The sequence below is a fragment of the Stenotrophomonas sp. SBJS02 genome (genome assembly GCF_020428325.2).
Classification (GTDB): Bacteria; Pseudomonadota; Gammaproteobacteria; order Xanthomonadales; family Xanthomonadaceae; genus Stenotrophomonas; species Stenotrophomonas africana.
Window position 1 is genome coordinate 4,723,575 of sequence record NZ_CP109812.1, and the last position, 14,104, is coordinate 4,737,678.

Below are 14,104 nucleotides of genomic sequence, written 5' to 3' on the forward strand. Positions count from 1 at the left end.
CGCTGCGGGCTCAGAAGAGCCCGAAACGCTTCTTGGCCACATTGGTGCGGCCGGGTTCGATTACATCCTTGATCTTCTTCGCATCGAAGCGGTCGAGCAGCGCCTCGGCGCCCTTCTTCAGCTTCAGGTCCATCTCTTCCGGATACAGCGGGACCAGGGTCATGAAGCTGATGGTCTTGCCGTCGTCCAGTTCCAGCGTGGCGAAGTCCTCCGGGGTAGTCACCGGCGGCAGCACGATGGCACCGTCGAAGCCCACGCCCGGCGCGTAGGGCTCGCTGGGATGGCCGTTGGGAATGGTGTGGCCGAAGCCCAGCCAGGTGTCGTACTCGTGCGGCAGCCGCGCCATGCCCTTCAGCAGACGCACCGGCCAGTAATTGCGTTCGTCCTCGAAGGCATCCTGCGAAATCGGCCAGTCAGCCGGCAGGGTCACCATCAGTTCCATGTAGCGGGGCGCGTCCGCGTCCACCTCGGCGGGCACGGTCATCGGCAGGTCGCTCATGCCGGAGGTCACCAGCCGCAGGTACGGGAACTGGTCATTGGCCGGCACCACGTGCACGTCGATGTGCACCAGGTCGGAGATGATCTCGTGGAAGACGCCGGACACCGGACCCAGATGGCGCTCGATGTGCGCGCCGATCGCCTCGATGTGTTCTTCGCCCTGCGGCGGGGTGAAGTCCTTCTGGCGGCTGTGCACCATGATCGGGCTGCCGCCCGGGCTGACGTCGTCGAATGTGTTGCTCATGTCCTGCTCCCTGGATGAGGCCACGGACCGGAGAGCAGTGCATCCCCCGGCGCGCGCGGCGGTGCGTTCCCTGTCATCTACAGGACGCGGCAGGAACAGGCCGCATCCCCTGGCGCTGCGCCGGGCTCAGCCCTGGCGCGTGCGCAGTTTTTCCAGCACGCCGTCCAGGGTATCCAGATCGGTGTAGTGGATGATCAGCTTGCCCTTGCCGCCCCGGCCGTGGCTGATCGCCACCTTGGCACCCAGCGCTTCGGACAGCTCGGTCTCCAGCGAGGCGATGTCGGCCTGCTGCACCTTCGGCGTGGCCGCCGGGCGGTTGCTCGGCACCTTGCCGGCCGCGAAGGCCTGCGCACGGCGCTCGACCTCGCGCACCGACCAGCCTTCATCGGCTGCTTCCTGGGCCAGCTTGCCGGCCAGCTCGGGGGCCAGGGTCAGCAGCGCGCGGGCGTGGCCCATTTCCAGGCGGCGGGTTTCCAGCAGCAGGCGGATCGCCACCGGCAGCTCCAGCAGGCGCAGCAGGTTGGACACCGCCGCGCGCGAGCGGCCCACGGCCTCGGCGGCCTCGGCATGGGTCAGGGTGAACTCGCTGATCAGGCGCTGCAGCGCCTCGGCTTCTTCCAGCGGGTTGAGGTCTTCGCGCTGGATGTTCTCGATCAGCGCCATCGCGATGACGGTGCGGTCTTCCAGCTCGCGCACAACCACCGGCACTTCGTCCAGGCCGGCCAGCTGCGATGCGCGCCAGCGCCGTTCACCGGCGACGATTTCGTAGTTGCCCGCCGGCAGCTGGCGCACCAGGATCGGCTGGATCACGCCCTGCGACTTGATCGAGTCGGCCAGCTCGGACAGCTTGCCCTCGTCCATTTCACGGCGCGGCTGGTACTTGCCCGGCTGCAGCTGACCCACGGCCAGCTTGCGCAGCACTTCACCCGGCAGCGGCTCGATCACCGCGGTGGTGGCCTGCACCTGGCTGACCGCCCCCTTGGGACCCAGCAGCGCATCCAGGCCACGGCCGAGGCCTCGCTTCTTGGCTGCCGGCTTGCTGCTGGTCATCAGACAGTCTCCACGGCCTTGGCGGCCTTGTTGCGTTCGTTGTTGCGGCGGATGATCTCGCCGGCCAGGCCCAGGTAGGCCACGCCACCGCGCGAGGCGCGGTCGTAGCCGACGATGCTCTGGCCATGGCTGGGCGCCTCGGCCAGGCGCACGTTGCGCGGCACGATGGTGCGGAACACCCGGTCGCCGAAGTGCTCGGTGAGCTCGGCCGAGACCGCGTTGGCCAGGTTGTTGCGCACGTCGAACATGGTGCGCAGCACGCCTTCGATCTCCAGCGCCGGGTTGAGGTTGGCGCGTAGCGCTTCGATGGTTTCCACCAGCGCGCTCAGGCCTTCCAGCGCGTAGTACTCGCACTGCATCGGCACGATCACCGAATCGGCGGCGGCCAGCGCATTGAGCGTCAGCAGCGACAGCGCCGGCGGGCAGTCGATCAGGATGTAGTCGTACTCATCGCGGATCGGTGCCAGCGCACGCTTCAGCCGTTGCTCGCGCTCGCTCTGCGCCATCAGCTGGATCTCGGCGGCGGTCAGGTCGATGTTGCCGGGCAGCAGGTCGTAGCCTTCGGCGGTCTGCACGCGCACATCGGCGGCGCTGGACTCGCCCAGCAGCAGATCGTAGGTGGAGGAGACCAGCTCACGCTTGTCCACGCCACTGCCCATGGTCGCGTTGCCCTGCGAATCCAGGTCGACCAACAGCACACGCTTGGGTGCGTTGGCCAGGGAAGCGGCCAGGTTGACGGCGGTCGTGGTCTTGCCGACGCCACCCTTCTGGTTGGCGATGGCGATGATGCGGGCCATGCGGGTGTGCCTCGTCGACGTGTGCTGGGACCGGTCATTATGCGTACAACCGGCCCCTTGCGGAAATCGTGGATCGCCAACCCGTTGTTCCACAAGGGGCTGGCGGCGGGAATCAGGGGCCTGTAACAGTGACCAGGTGGCGTTCGCCGGCCAGGCCGGGCACGCTCAACGGGGTCACCTCACGCACCTGCCAGCCAGCCGGCAGGTCCGCGATCTCCTCATGCGGGTAGACGCCCTTCATGGCCAGCAGTACGCCGCCGGGGCGCAGCAGGTGGCCACCAACGCGGACGATGCCGGCCAGGGTGTCCATCGCGCGCGCGGTCAGCTGGTCGTAGCGGCCGGCCTCGTCCAGCGCCTCGGCGCGCGATTCGGCCACGCGGGCATTGTCCAGACCCAGCTGGCGCACGGCCTCGCGCATGAAGCGCGCCTTCTTGCCGTTGCTCTCGACCAGGGTGACCTGCAGGCCCTGGCAGGCGATCGCCAGCGGGATGCCGGGCAGCCCGGGGCCGGTGCCGAGGTCGGCCAGGCTGCCATCGGCCACGAACGGCTGCATCGCCAGCGAGTCGAGCAGGTGACGGGTGACCATCTCCTGCGGGTCGCGGATGGCGGTGAGGTTGTAGGTGCCGTTCCAGCGGTGCAGCAGGGCCAGGTAGCGCAGCAGCGGCGGCGCCAGCGCGGCGTCCAGGCCCATGCTGGCCAGGCCCTGTTCCAGCGTGGCAGCCACGCTGGCGGGAAGTGGGTGTTCGCTCATGCCGACATTATCGCCGGTTTTGCGCGCTGATTCCCCGCTTCAGTGCGGATACCAGGCCAACGCCGCACGGAACTGGCCGGTGGCCTGCCATTCGTGCAGGTGCCACCGCGCGGCCTCGCCCAGTTCCGGGTCGCACCAGCGCAGATGCAGGGCACCATCGGCCCCCGGCGCCAGCTGCAGCCGGTGCAGGCCGAACGAGATGCCCTGCCCGTGCGCCTTAAGGATGGCTTCCTTGACGCACCACACGCGGAAGAACCAGTGCTCGCGCCCGGCCTCATCCAGGCTCTGCAGCCAGGCCACCTCCTCGGCATGGAAGAAGCGCTGCACGATCTCCAGCAGGCGCGGCCGCGGCCGCAGCAGCTCCAGGTCCACGCCCAGCCGCACGCCTTCGCCCAGCGCCACCAGCAGCACCTCGCCGCTGTGGCTCCAGCCGGTGCCGTAATGGGCCAGCGCGCCGCTCAGTTCCGGCCGACCCTTGTCGTCGCGGACCAGCGGCAGCGTCTCCGGGTCGGCGCCCAATGCCTGTGCCAGTACCTGCCGCGCCTGCGGTTCACCGCGGTGGCCCGGCACGTGCGGGCAGCGCCAGACAGTCACCGGACCGAAGCGCCACGGGCCATCGAGGGTGGCTGGCAGGCTCATCCGCACGCGCCCGTCACGCAATTGCACGACGGGTTCACGGCCATGCGCGTCAACTGGTCACAGTTCCCCACCGGAGGTTCGATCATGGGCATCATCATCTGGCTGATCGTCGGCGGCATCGTAGGCTGGCTGGCCAGCATCATCATGAAGCGCGATGCCCAGCAGGGCATCATCCTCAACATCGTGGTGGGCATCGTCGGCGCGCTGATTTCCGGCTGGCTGTTCGGCGGCGGCATCAACGAAGCGATCACCATCCGCACGTTCCTGTTCTCGCTGATCGGTGCGGTGATCCTGCTGGCGATCGTTAACCTGTTCACCCGCAAGAGCATACGGTGATCTGAGGGTAGTGCCGGCCACGGGCCGGCAGATGTTCCAGAACGGGCCCGGCAATTGTCGGGCCCCGTTCTGTAGAGTCGAGCTTGCTCGACTGCATGGGAGATCAGTCGAGCTTGCTCGACTGCATGGGAGATCAGTCGAGCAAGCTCGACTCTACTTCCACCCACGCCGGCGCATGGTCGCTCGGGCGTTCCCAGGTGCGCGGCTCGCGGTCGATGCCCGAGGCCACCGCACTGCCCTTCAGCGCGTCGGAGACCAGGGTCAGGTCGATGCGCAGGCCCAGGTTGCGGCGGAAGCCCGCCGCACGGTAATCCCACCAGCTGAAGGTGCCCGCCTCGTCGTTATGCAGGCGGAAGCCATCGTGCAGCCCCAGCTGCGACAGCTTGTTCAATGCGCCACGCTCGGCGGTGGAGGTCAGGATGTGGTTGTCGTTCCAGACCTCCGGGTCGTGCACATCGCGCGCGTCCGGGGCGATGTTGAAGTCACCCATCACGATCAGCTTCGGGTGCCGCTGCAGTTCTTCGGCGATCCAGGCATGCACCGCTTCCAGCCAGCGCAGCTTGTATTCGTACTTGTCGGTGCCGATGTCCTGGCCGTTGACCACGTACAGGTTGATCACACGCAGGTCGCCGAAGGTACCGGCGATGACACGCTTCTGTTCGTCCTCGAAGCCGGGAATGCCGATCTGCACGTCCTGCGCAGGCTCACGCGACAGCAGCGCCACGCCGTTGTAGGTCTTCTGGCCGGCGAACACGCTGCGGTAACCCGCGGCGATCAGCGCCGAATCGGGGAACTTGTGGTCCTCCAGCTTGGTTTCCTGGATACCGACGATGTCCGGGCCGAACTCCTTGAGCCACTGCTCCAGGTGCGGCAGACGGACATTGAGCGAATTGACGTTCCACGAGGCGATCTTCATGCGGGCATTCTACCCGGGTGGGCCTTGATGGGCGCCCTTATACCCCGGTAGACGCCAACCTTGGTTGGCGCCGGCAATCACCCTGTGCCAACCAAGGTTGGCACCTACCGGAACCCGATCACCGCACCAGCAGCTTCAACAACCCCGCAATCTTCGAGTACGGCGGACGCAGCCGGTCGCTGGCGGCCCAGCGCGACTGCCACAGCACCGGCAGCCGCTTGCTCATTGCATCGAACCCGGCCCGGCCGTGGTACGCGCCCATGCCGCTGGCCCCCACCCCACCAAACGGCAGGCCATCGGCGGCGAAGTGCAGCAGCGTGTCGTTCACCGTCACCCCGCCGGCCACCACCTGGCCGAGGATGCGCTCCACCGTCGCCGTGTCGTGGCTGAAGGGATACAGCGCCAGCGGCCGGTCGCGGGACAGCACGTCGGCCAGCGCCGCCTCCAGGTCCGGGTAGGCCCGCACCGGCAGGATCGGCCCGAAGATCTCCTCGCGCATCAGGTCCAGGTCGTCCGGCGGGTCCAGCACCACGGTCGGCACCAGCAGGCGCTCGCGGTCGGCGCGCGCCTCATCCACCTGCGCCAGCGGAATCACCGGCACGCCGCGTTCGCGCGCCTGCGTCAGATAGCCCTGCAGGCGCCGGTACTGGCCTTCGTTGATGATGCGCGTGTAGTCGTCGGCGCTGCTGAAATCGCCGTAGCGCTCGCGTACCTGCTGCTGCAGCGCCTGCACGAATTCGCGCTGGCGAATGGTATCGATCAGCACATAATCCGGCGCGATGCAGGTCTGGCCCGCGTTGAACCACTTGCCGGTGGCCAGCCGCGCGGCGGCTTTGTCCAGCGGGAAATCGCGGCAGACAATCGCCGGCGACTTGCCGCCCAGCTCCAGTGTGACCGGTACCAGATGCTCAGCCGCGGCGGCCATCACCTTGCGGCCAACCGCCGTCGAGCCGGTGAACAGCAGATGGTCCAGCGGCAGCGAGGACACCGCTGCGGCCACGTCCGCCCCACCCTGCACCACCGCCACCCGATCGGGCGGGAACACACTGTCCAGCAGATCGGCCAGGAACGCGCTGGTGCGCGGCGTGTGCTCCGAAGGCTTCAGCAGCACGTGGTTGCCGGCGGCGATGGCGGTGGCCAGCGGCACCAATGCCAGCGTGACCGGGTAGTTCCAGGGTGAGATCACCCCGACCACGCCCAGCGGCGTCGGCCGCAGCTGCGCATGCGCCGGCCACAGTCGCCAACCGGCACCGACCCGCTGCGGCTTCGACCAGCGTCGCAGATGGCGGCGCAGGTGGTCGATGGCCGACAGCACGCTCATGCCATCGGCCAGTTTCGATTCGACGTGGGCACGGTGGCCGAAGTCTTCGGCGATGGCCTGGGCCATCTCGTCCAGACGCGGCTTCAGCGCTTCACGCAGGCGGCGCAGGTCGGCTTCGCGCTGGTCGAGCGTGGGGCGCTGCGACTGCCAGGCGCTACGCAGGGTGTGCAGGATGTCGGCTGGGGCGGTGGTGGTCATGGGCCGACTATACGGGGTGCTGCACGTCTCGATGGGGTCAGATACGGGCTGTGGCTTCGGATGCCTGTCAACCGCGATTACGGCATTGAGTGCTGTCTGTTCGCGTCTGCGGAATTTTGTGCCGCGCTTTGCGCGGTCGCCGAGCATGGCTCGGCGCTACAGGGAAACGAAAAGGCCGTGGTCTGCACCACGGCCTCTCCTTCATCCGATGAATATCATTCTTACTTGGTGATATCCACGTCCTTGGTTTCGCGCAGGAACAGGCCGCCGATCACCACCGACATCAGCGCGATGATGATGGGGTACCACAGGCCGTAGTAGAGGTTGCCGGTACCGGCCACCAGCGCGAACGAGATCGCCGGCAGGAAGCCACCGAACCAGCCGTTGCCGATGTGGTACGGCAGCGACATCGAGGTGTAGCGGATGCGGGTCGGGAACAGTTCGACCAGGTAAGCGGCGATCGGGCCGTAGACCATGGTCACGTACAGCACCAGCAGCCACAGCATGAAGATGGTGCCGGCGATGTTGATGCGGGCGCCATCAGCCTTGGCCGGATACCCGGCAGTGGTCAGGGCGGTCTTCAGTTCCGCACCGAACGCATCGGCCTTGGCCTTGCCTTCTTCCTTGGTCAGGCCGGCGGCCTCATACGAGGTGACGCTGGCGCTGCCCACGTTCACCATCGCCAGCGAACCGGCGGCGGCGGGCTGCACGTCGTACGGCACACCGGCCTTGGTCAGCGCGGCGGTGGCCACGTCACAGGAGCTGGTGAACTTGCGCAGGCCCACCGGATCGAACTGGAACGAGCAGGTGTTCGGATCGGCCACGACCAGGGCCGGCGAGCTGCTGCGGGCTTCTTCGATGGCCGGGTTGGCGAAGTGGGTCAGGCCCTTGAAGATCGGGATGTAGGTAACAGCCGCCAGCAGGCAGCCAGCCAGGATGATCTTCTTGCGGCCGATACGGTCGGACAGCCAGCCGAAGAAGATGAAGAACGGCACGCCCAGCGCCAGCGCCGCCGCGATCAGCAGGTAGGAGGTGGTGGCATCGACCTTCAGCATGCTGCTGAGGAAGAACAACGCGTAGAACTGGCCGCCGTACCAGACCACGGCCTGGCCGGCTGCAGCGCCGAGCAGGACCAGCAGCATCAGCTTCAGGTTGCCGCCCTTCAGGCTGTCACGGAACGGCGTCTTGGAGCCCTTGCCCTCGGACTTCATCTGCTGGAACAACGGCGATTCGCTCAGCTGCAGGCGGATCCACACGGACACGCCCAGCAGCAGGATCGAGACCAGGAACGGAATGCGCCAGCCCCAGGCTTCGAAGGCTTCATTGCCGAGGAAGTAGCGGCAGGCCAGGATGATCAGCAGCGACATGAACAGGCCGAGCGTGGCGGTGCACTGGATGAAGCTGGTGTACAGGCCACGCTTGTCGTCCGGCGCATGCTCGGCCACGTAGGTGGCGGCACCGCCGTACTCACCGCCCATCGCCAGGCCCTGGGCCAGGCGCAGGATGATCAGGATCACCGGCGCGGCGAAACCGATTGAAGCGTAGTTGGGCAGTACGCCGACCAGGAAGGTCGAGATGCCCATGATCAGGATGGTGACCAGGAAGGTGTACTTGCGGCCGATGCGGTCGCCGAGGCTGCCGAAGAAGGCCGCGCCGAACGGACGCACGAAGAAGCCGGCGGCGAACGCCAGCAGGGCGAAGATCATGCCCGTGGTTTCATTGACACCGCTGAAGAACTGCTTGGCGATGATGGCGGCTAGCGAGCCGTACAGGAAGAAGTCATACCACTCGAAGACCGTACCGAGGCTCGAGGCGAAGATGACCTTCTTGTGGCCCTGGGTCAGGGTGCCCGCTTTGTGTGCGGTGCTGGGTGTACTGGACATGGGACGTTTTCCCTCTGTAGGTGCCGACCTTGGTCGGCACTCAATTCGGTAGGTGCCGGCTGTTGGCCGGCACGCGCTTAGAAGCTGTACTTCGTAGTGAACTGCAATCGGGTGATGTCACCCTTGTTGCCGTTCTCCACTTCGCGACGGCCGTACATCAGCTCGGCACCGATATCGACCTTGGGCAGCGGCGAGTAGAAGATGTTGCCGCGGATGCTCTGCACGCTCTTGGTCACCAGCGGGCCGAGGATGCTGTCGTTGTCGTAGTCGCTGCGCGCGTAGATCAGGTTGGTGCGCAGCTTCGGCGAGAACGCATGCCGCCAGCCCACGTAGCCAGCAAGCACGCCGGTCGGGTTGAGCTCGTCGCGGGCCACGTCGTAGGCGCTGTCGGCAGTGATGCCCAGGCCGATGTAGCGGGCGATGCCTTCGCCGCCGGTCAGCTGGTAGTGCAGCGAATCGCTGTCACCCATCACCCACTTGCCGCCCAGTGTCAGGCCGCCAGCCACCTTGTCGGCCTTGGCGCCGGTGGCTTGGTTGTCGACCTTCAGCTGACGGACGATGCCGCCGACACCGAAGGTGCCCCAGTTGCCCTTCCAGCCATAGCGCAGGGTCAGGTCGGGCAGGCTGCCACGGTCGGAGTTGGCACTGGCGTTGGTCCAGGCCCCGGTGACCGGATTGCGGGTTCCGGTGAGGGTGGTGGTTTCCGGGTTTTCCAGTGCGACGCTGAAGCCGCCCTGGGTGTAGCGCACCTGGGCCTGTCGCACGAAGATCACGCCATCGGTGGGGCCGACGAAGTCGACCGCTTCCGGCAGCGACGCCGCATCCATGAAGTTGGACCAGGTCTGTCCGGCCATCCAGTTGTTCCAGTACATGTAGGCGTGGCGCAGGGTCACACCGTAGGTATTGGTGGCGGTCTGGTTGCCCAGCGAGTTGCCGAAGAAGTCCATCTCGAAGAACGCACCGGCCTTGTTGCCCGATTCGCTCACGTTGTCGATGCCCAGGTTGAAGCGCGAGAACTTGGCGTGGGCGTTGAAATCGGTGCCCGAACGCTTGCCGCTGCCGCCAGCGCCTTCCACCGGGGTCTGGCCCGGCAGGTACAGCGAGCGGCCGGTGGCGTCGTCGGCCAGCTGGCCATCGCTGGTCTGGGTGGCCAGGAAGTCGGCCTTGATGAAGCCACCGATCTTGACCGTGGTGCCCGGCGCCGCGCCCGGGGTGATGGTGGTGACCTGGATCGGCTGCTTGCCTGCCGGCACAGAGGCGACCGGCTTCTGCTCGGCCTGCACCGTACGGACTTCGGTCACCGCCTGCTGGGTCTGGCTGATCTGGGTCTGTTGTTGTTGCTGCGAGGACAGCAGCAGCTGGACCTGGCGTTCCAGTTCGGCAACGCGTGCTTCCAGCGCTTTCTCTTTGGCGGTCTCTGCGAACGCCATGCCCGGTGCGACCAGGGCGACCAACAGGCAGGCCGCCAAAGGTGTGCGCACGGCTTTCAACGTACGGTGGCTCATGTTGCCCTCTCTCCCAAGTGGCAAGGTGATGCCGCGCGTGGGGCACGGTCGAGCCGAGACTGCGGGGCGTTCACGCACAGCGGCTATTGGCCATTGGTCGAACCCGGCCCTGCAGGACGCTCACTTTCGACCATGGTCTAACCAAGGTGGTGACGCGGCCGGGGGTGGATGGGGCAAACTGAGGGGGATCGGTCGTTGCGATGCTGCGACCGCACATACAAAGTCAACGTGCAAGTGAGGGTGCCATGGCTGATATCTACCCCGTCGATCCGCAGTTCGCCGCCAAGGCACGCATCGACAAGACGTCGTACGAACAGCAGTACCAGGCGTCGGTGACCGACCCGGATGGTTTCTGGGGCAAGGCCGCCGAGCGCCTGCAATGGATGCGCAAGCCGACCAAGATCAAGAACGTCAGCTACGACCTGTCCGACTTCCACATCAAGTGGTTCGAAGATGGCGAGCTCAATGCCAGCGTGAACTGCCTGGACCGCCAGCTGGAAACGCGCGGCGACAAGACCGCCCTGCTGTTCGAGCCGGACGGCCCGGATGCACCGGCCCAGCACGTGACCTATCGCGAGCTGTACGAGCGCACCTGCCGCCTCGGCAACGCGCTGCGCAACCTCGGGGTCAAGAAGGGCGACCGCGTCACCATCTACCTGCCGATGATCGTCGACGCCGCGGTGGCCATGCTGGCCTGCGCGCGCATCGGTGCGATCCACTCGGTGGTGTTCGGTGGCTTCGCACCGAACTCGATCGCCGACCGCGTCAGCGACTGCCAGAGCAAGCTGATCATCACCGCCGACGAGGGCCTGCGTGGTGGTCGAAAGATTCCGCTGAAGGCCAACGTCGATGCCGCGCTGAAACTGCCGGGCACGAACACGGTGGAAACCGTGCTGGTGGTGCGCCACACCGGCGGCGCGGTGGACATGCAGGCCCCGCGCGACCGCTGGTTCCACGATGTGGTGGACAGCCAGCCGTCCACCTGCGAGCCGGAACGCATGAACGCGGAAGACCCGCTGTTCATCCTCTACACCTCCGGTTCCACCGGCAAGCCGAAGGGCGTGCTGCACACCACCGGCGGTTACCTGCTGTACGCGGCCTACACCCATGAAGCGGTGTTCGACCTGCGCGAGGACGACATCTACTGGTGCACCGCCGACGTCGGCTGGGTCACCGGCCACAGCTACATCGTGTACGGGCCGCTGGCCAACGGCGCGACCTCGCTGATGTTCGAAGGCGTACCGAACTACCCGGACACCTCGCGTTTCTGGAACGTCATCGACAAGCACAAGGTGACGATCTTCTACACCGCCCCGACCGCCATCCGCGCATTGATGCGCGAAGGCGAGGAGCCGGTGAAGAAGACCTCGCGCGCGACGCTGCGCCTGCTCGGCAGCGTCGGCGAGCCGATCAATCCGGAAGCCTGGCGCTGGTACTACGAGGTGGTCGGCGACAGCCGCTGCCCGATCGTCGATACCTGGTGGCAGACCGAGACCGGCGGTATCCTCATCTCGCCGCTGGCCGGCGCGATGGACCTCAAGCCGGGGTCGGCCACCCTGCCCTTCTTCGGCGTGCAGCCGGCGCTGGTCAATGCCGATGGCGAGATCCAGGACGGCCCGACCGAGGGCAACCTGATCATCCGTGATTCCTGGCCGGGCCAGATGCGCACGGTGTACGGCGACCACCAGCGCTTCATCGATACCTATTTCCGCACCTACCCGGGCAGCTACTTCACCGGCGACGGTTGCCGCCGCGACGAAGACGGCTACTACTGGATCACCGGCCGCGTCGACGATGTGATCAACGTGTCCGGCCACCGCATCGGCACCGCCGAAGTGGAAAGCGCGCTGGTCTCGCACCCGAAGGTGGCCGAAGCGGCTGTGGTCGGCTTCCCGCACGACGTGAAGGGCCAGGGCATCTACGCCTACGTCACCCTGGTGGCCGAAGAGACCCCCAACGACGAACTGCAGAAGGAACTGGTCGCCTGGGTGCGCAAGGAGATCGGCCCGATCGCCACGCCCGACCACCTGCAGTGGGCACCGGGCCTGCCGAAGACCCGCTCGGGCAAGATCATGCGCCGCATCCTGCGCAAGATCGCCGAGAACGCGCCGGACCAGCTTGGCGACACCTCGACCCTGGCCGATCCGTCGGTGGTGGCGTCGCTGGTGGACGAGCGCAAGGTGCGCTGATGGCGTGACTGCAGGCGCAGGACGCGCCAGGGACGTGGCCGGGAGGAGGGACCCGGCCGTGTCCGACCCGTCCTGCACCTGCCATCACGTCGCTCTTTTTCCTGATCGATAAGCTCGACCCATGACCACCCTCCTGATTGCCGATGACCACCCGCTGTTCCGCGAAGCCCTGCGTGGGGCCGTGCAGCGGGTCATCCCCGGCGTGCAGCTGTTCGAGGCCGACAGCGTGGAAGCGCTGTACGCGCTGGCCGACCAGCACAACGACGCCGACCTGGTCCTGATGGACCTCAACATGCCCGGTGCGCAGGGTTTCAACGCGCTGGTGCACATGCGCTCGCTGCATCCGCACCTGCCGGTGGTGGTGGTGTCCGCGCGCGAAGAGGCGACGGTGATGCGCCGCGCGCTCGACCACGGCGCGCTGGGCTTCATTCCGAAGTCTGCGGATTCGGACACCATCGGTCATGCACTGGGCACCATCCTCGATGGCGAGACCTGGGCACCGCCGGAAGCGCACAACGTGCCGCCCACCGGCAGCGAAGAGCGCGAAGTCGGCCAGCGCCTGCGCGAGCTGACCCCGCAGCAGTTCCGCGTACTGCAGATGCTGGGCGCAGGTCGCTTGAACAAGCAGATCGCCTACGACCTCAACGTCTCCGAAGCAACGATCAAGGCCCACGTCACCGCCATCCTGCGCAAGCTGGGCGTGACCAACCGTACCCAGGCCGTGCTGATGGCGGGCAAGCTGGCGATCGACAACGACGCCATCGTGCTGCCGCCGGAAGAAGATTGACGGTAGTGCCGGCCGCTGGCCGGCAATCGCCTTCAGCTCCCAAATCACCCGAAACCGCTTCGGTAGGTGCCAAGCTTGCTTGGCACGCCTTTGCTTCGCCCTGTTATAGCCATCGCTATACAAACCAGCCCTGCCTGCGCGTTTCGCTGGAAATGCGCCACGCGCGAATCGCGATGCTAAGCTTCGCGTCCCCTTGGGGAGTAGCCGGATTCCTTCGCAGGAATCGTCCACGTCAACATACTCGGCCGGTGCGCCGTGGCGTGGACAACCATGATGGTTGGCGAGACCAGCGGCCCGCGCGCGCAACGTCAGGTTGGGCGCGAGCGCAGGCCGTGCGTCCGTCCTAGCCCGACCTCAGCAGCTGCCCATGTCCCCCATTTCGATCCTCCTGATCGGCTTTGCCATGTCCACCGATGCCTTCGCTGCGGCGATTGGCAAGGGTGCGGCCATGCGCAAGCCGGTGTTCCGCGATGCACTACGGGCCGGCATCATCTTCGGCGTCATCGAGGCGATCACGCCCATCATCGGCTGGCTGCTCGGCCGCGCCGCGCTGCAGTACGTCGAAGCCTTCGACCACTGGATCGCCTTCGGGCTGCTCGGCGCACTGGGCATCCACATGATCTACAACGGCCTGCGCCCGGACAGTGGCGAGGAAGAGGAAGACCCCTCGCAGCACCACGGCTTCTGGAAGCTGGCGTTGACCGGTTTCGCCACCAGCATCGACGCGATGGCGGTGGGCATCGGCCTGGCCTTCATGGACGTGCATATCGGCGTGATGGCCGCGGTCATCGGCCTGTGCACGCTGACCATGGTCACCGCCGGCATCATGCTCGGCCGCGTGCTGGGCAACATGGTCGGCAAGCGTGCCGAGATCATCGGTGGCGTGATCCTGGTGATCATCGGTGCGACGATCCTGTACGAGCACCTGCACGGCGTGGGGTAACGCATCGAAGCCAGCGATCGCGTGGTTGCCGGCCAGCGGCCGGCACT

The 14,104-nt window shown here is 66.6% G+C and carries 13 protein-coding genes and 1 riboswitch; of the genes, 4 read left to right on the plus strand and 9 right to left on the minus strand.

From position 1 onward, the window contains the following. Positions 1-10: 10 nt before the first annotated feature. From FQS62_RS21780 to FQS62_RS21800, 5 genes are all read right to left on the minus strand, one after another. Positions 11-742 (minus strand): suppressor of fused domain protein, encoded by a 732-nt coding sequence (locus FQS62_RS21780; protein ID WP_049443809.1) that lies wholly within the window; start codon positions 740-742, stop codon positions 11-13. Between the two features lie 126 nt (positions 743-868). Next, positions 869-1,792: a ParB/RepB/Spo0J family partition protein gene (locus tag FQS62_RS21785; RefSeq protein WP_049443811.1), complete on the minus strand. Its 924-nt coding sequence runs from the start codon at positions 1,790-1,792 to the stop codon at positions 869-871. Continuing rightward, positions 1,792-2,589: a ParA family protein gene (locus FQS62_RS21790; RefSeq protein ID WP_032128472.1), complete on the minus strand. Its 798-nt coding sequence runs from the start codon at positions 2,587-2,589 to the stop codon at positions 1,792-1,794. The genes FQS62_RS21785 and FQS62_RS21790 overlap by 1 nt, the downstream gene beginning before the upstream one ends. A 112-nt stretch (positions 2,590-2,701) precedes the next feature. After that, positions 2,702-3,340, minus strand: a complete 639-nt coding sequence (rsmG, locus tag FQS62_RS21795) for a 16S rRNA (guanine(527)-N(7))-methyltransferase RsmG (protein WP_208043561.1) — start codon at positions 3,338-3,340, stop codon at positions 2,702-2,704. 39 nt (positions 3,341-3,379) lie between these two features. After that, positions 3,380-3,979, minus strand: coding sequence for a 4'-phosphopantetheinyl transferase family protein (locus FQS62_RS21800; RefSeq protein WP_099589331.1), 600 nt, complete (start codon positions 3,977-3,979; stop codon positions 3,380-3,382). An 84-nt stretch (positions 3,980-4,063) separates the two neighbouring features. Here FQS62_RS21800 and FQS62_RS21805 point away from each other — a divergent pair, with 84 nt between their 5' ends. Next, a complete protein-coding gene (locus tag FQS62_RS21805) occupies positions 4,064-4,315 on the plus strand; it encodes a GlsB/YeaQ/YmgE family stress response membrane protein (protein ID WP_005411656.1) in 252 nt (83 codons plus the stop codon). A 133-nt stretch (positions 4,316-4,448) separates the two neighbouring features. On the opposite strand, the gene xth is transcribed toward FQS62_RS21805, so the two are convergent. The 4 genes from xth to FQS62_RS21825 all read right to left on the minus strand — a co-directional run bounded on the left by xth (position 4,449) and on the right by FQS62_RS21825 (position 10,138). Further along, a complete protein-coding gene (gene xth, locus FQS62_RS21810) occupies positions 4,449-5,231 on the minus strand; it encodes an exodeoxyribonuclease III (RefSeq protein ID WP_099589332.1) in 783 nt (260 codons plus the stop codon). Positions 5,232-5,349: 118 nt separating this feature from the next. Then, a complete protein-coding gene (locus tag FQS62_RS21815; protein ID WP_208043560.1) occupies positions 5,350-6,750 on the minus strand; it encodes a coniferyl aldehyde dehydrogenase in 1,401 nt (466 codons plus the stop codon). 221 nt (positions 6,751-6,971) lie between these two features. Then, a complete protein-coding gene (locus FQS62_RS21820) occupies positions 6,972-8,633 on the minus strand; it encodes an MFS transporter (RefSeq protein WP_049443821.1) in 1,662 nt (553 codons plus the stop codon). Between the two features lie 77 nt (positions 8,634-8,710). After that, on the minus strand, positions 8,711-10,138 hold the full coding sequence (locus FQS62_RS21825) for a DcaP family trimeric outer membrane transporter (protein WP_049443822.1): 1,428 nt from the start codon (positions 10,136-10,138) through the stop codon (positions 8,711-8,713). Between the two features lie 245 nt (positions 10,139-10,383). On the opposite strand from FQS62_RS21825, the gene acs reads away from it, so the two are divergent. The 3 genes from acs to FQS62_RS21840 all read left to right on the plus strand — a co-directional run bounded on the left by acs (position 10,384) and on the right by FQS62_RS21840 (position 14,057). Continuing rightward, the gene (gene acs / locus FQS62_RS21830; RefSeq protein ID WP_088480335.1) at positions 10,384-12,327 is read left to right on the plus strand and encodes an acetate--CoA ligase; all 1,944 of its coding nucleotides are present in this window, start codon (positions 10,384-10,386) and stop codon (positions 12,325-12,327) included. A gap of 121 nt (positions 12,328-12,448) precedes the next feature. Continuing rightward, positions 12,449-13,114, plus strand: a complete 666-nt coding sequence (locus tag FQS62_RS21835; protein ID WP_208043122.1) for a response regulator transcription factor — start codon at positions 12,449-12,451, stop codon at positions 13,112-13,114. 189 nt (positions 13,115-13,303) lie between these two features. Then, positions 13,304-13,393, plus strand: a riboswitch (yybP-ykoY riboswitch). A gap of 88 nt (positions 13,394-13,481) precedes the next feature. Continuing rightward, positions 13,482-14,057: a manganese efflux pump MntP gene (locus FQS62_RS21840; protein WP_208043121.1), complete on the plus strand. Its 576-nt coding sequence runs from the start codon at positions 13,482-13,484 to the stop codon at positions 14,055-14,057. Positions 14,058-14,104 lie beyond the last annotated feature (47 nt).

What these genes read in the sequence shown, in the direction of transcription:
- acs (WP_088480335.1), top strand. Translation starts at nt 10,384, where the DNA reads ATGGCTGATATCTACCCCGTCGATCCGCAGTTCGCCGCCAAGGCACGC.
- FQS62_RS21825 (WP_049443822.1), bottom strand. Translation starts at nt 10,138, where the DNA reads ATGAGCCACCGTACGTTGAAAGCCGTGCGCACACCTTTGGCGGCCTGC.
- rsmG (WP_208043561.1), bottom strand. Translation starts at nt 3,340, where the DNA reads ATGAGCGAACACCCACTTCCCGCCAGCGTGGCTGCCACGCTGGAACAG.
- FQS62_RS21800 (WP_099589331.1), bottom strand. Translation starts at nt 3,979, where the DNA reads ATGAGCCTGCCAGCCACCCTCGATGGCCCGTGGCGCTTCGGTCCGGTG.
- FQS62_RS21815 (WP_208043560.1), bottom strand. Translation starts at nt 6,750, where the DNA reads ATGACCACCACCGCCCCAGCCGACATCCTGCACACCCTGCGTAGCGCC.
- FQS62_RS21785 (WP_049443811.1), bottom strand. Translation starts at nt 1,792, where the DNA reads ATGACCAGCAGCAAGCCGGCAGCCAAGAAGCGAGGCCTCGGCCGTGGC.
- FQS62_RS21835 (WP_208043122.1), top strand. Translation starts at nt 12,449, where the DNA reads ATGACCACCCTCCTGATTGCCGATGACCACCCGCTGTTCCGCGAAGCC.
- FQS62_RS21780 (WP_049443809.1), bottom strand. Translation starts at nt 742, where the DNA reads ATGAGCAACACATTCGACGACGTCAGCCCGGGCGGCAGCCCGATCATG.
- FQS62_RS21790 (WP_032128472.1), bottom strand. Translation starts at nt 2,589, where the DNA reads ATGGCCCGCATCATCGCCATCGCCAACCAGAAGGGTGGCGTCGGCAAG.
- FQS62_RS21805 (WP_005411656.1), top strand. Translation starts at nt 4,064, where the DNA reads ATGGGCATCATCATCTGGCTGATCGTCGGCGGCATCGTAGGCTGGCTG.
- FQS62_RS21820 (WP_049443821.1), bottom strand. Translation starts at nt 8,633, where the DNA reads ATGTCCAGTACACCCAGCACCGCACACAAAGCGGGCACCCTGACCCAG.
- FQS62_RS21840 (WP_208043121.1), top strand. Translation starts at nt 13,482, where the DNA reads ATGTCCCCCATTTCGATCCTCCTGATCGGCTTTGCCATGTCCACCGAT.
- xth (WP_099589332.1), bottom strand. Translation starts at nt 5,231, where the DNA reads ATGAAGATCGCCTCGTGGAACGTCAATTCGCTCAATGTCCGTCTGCCG.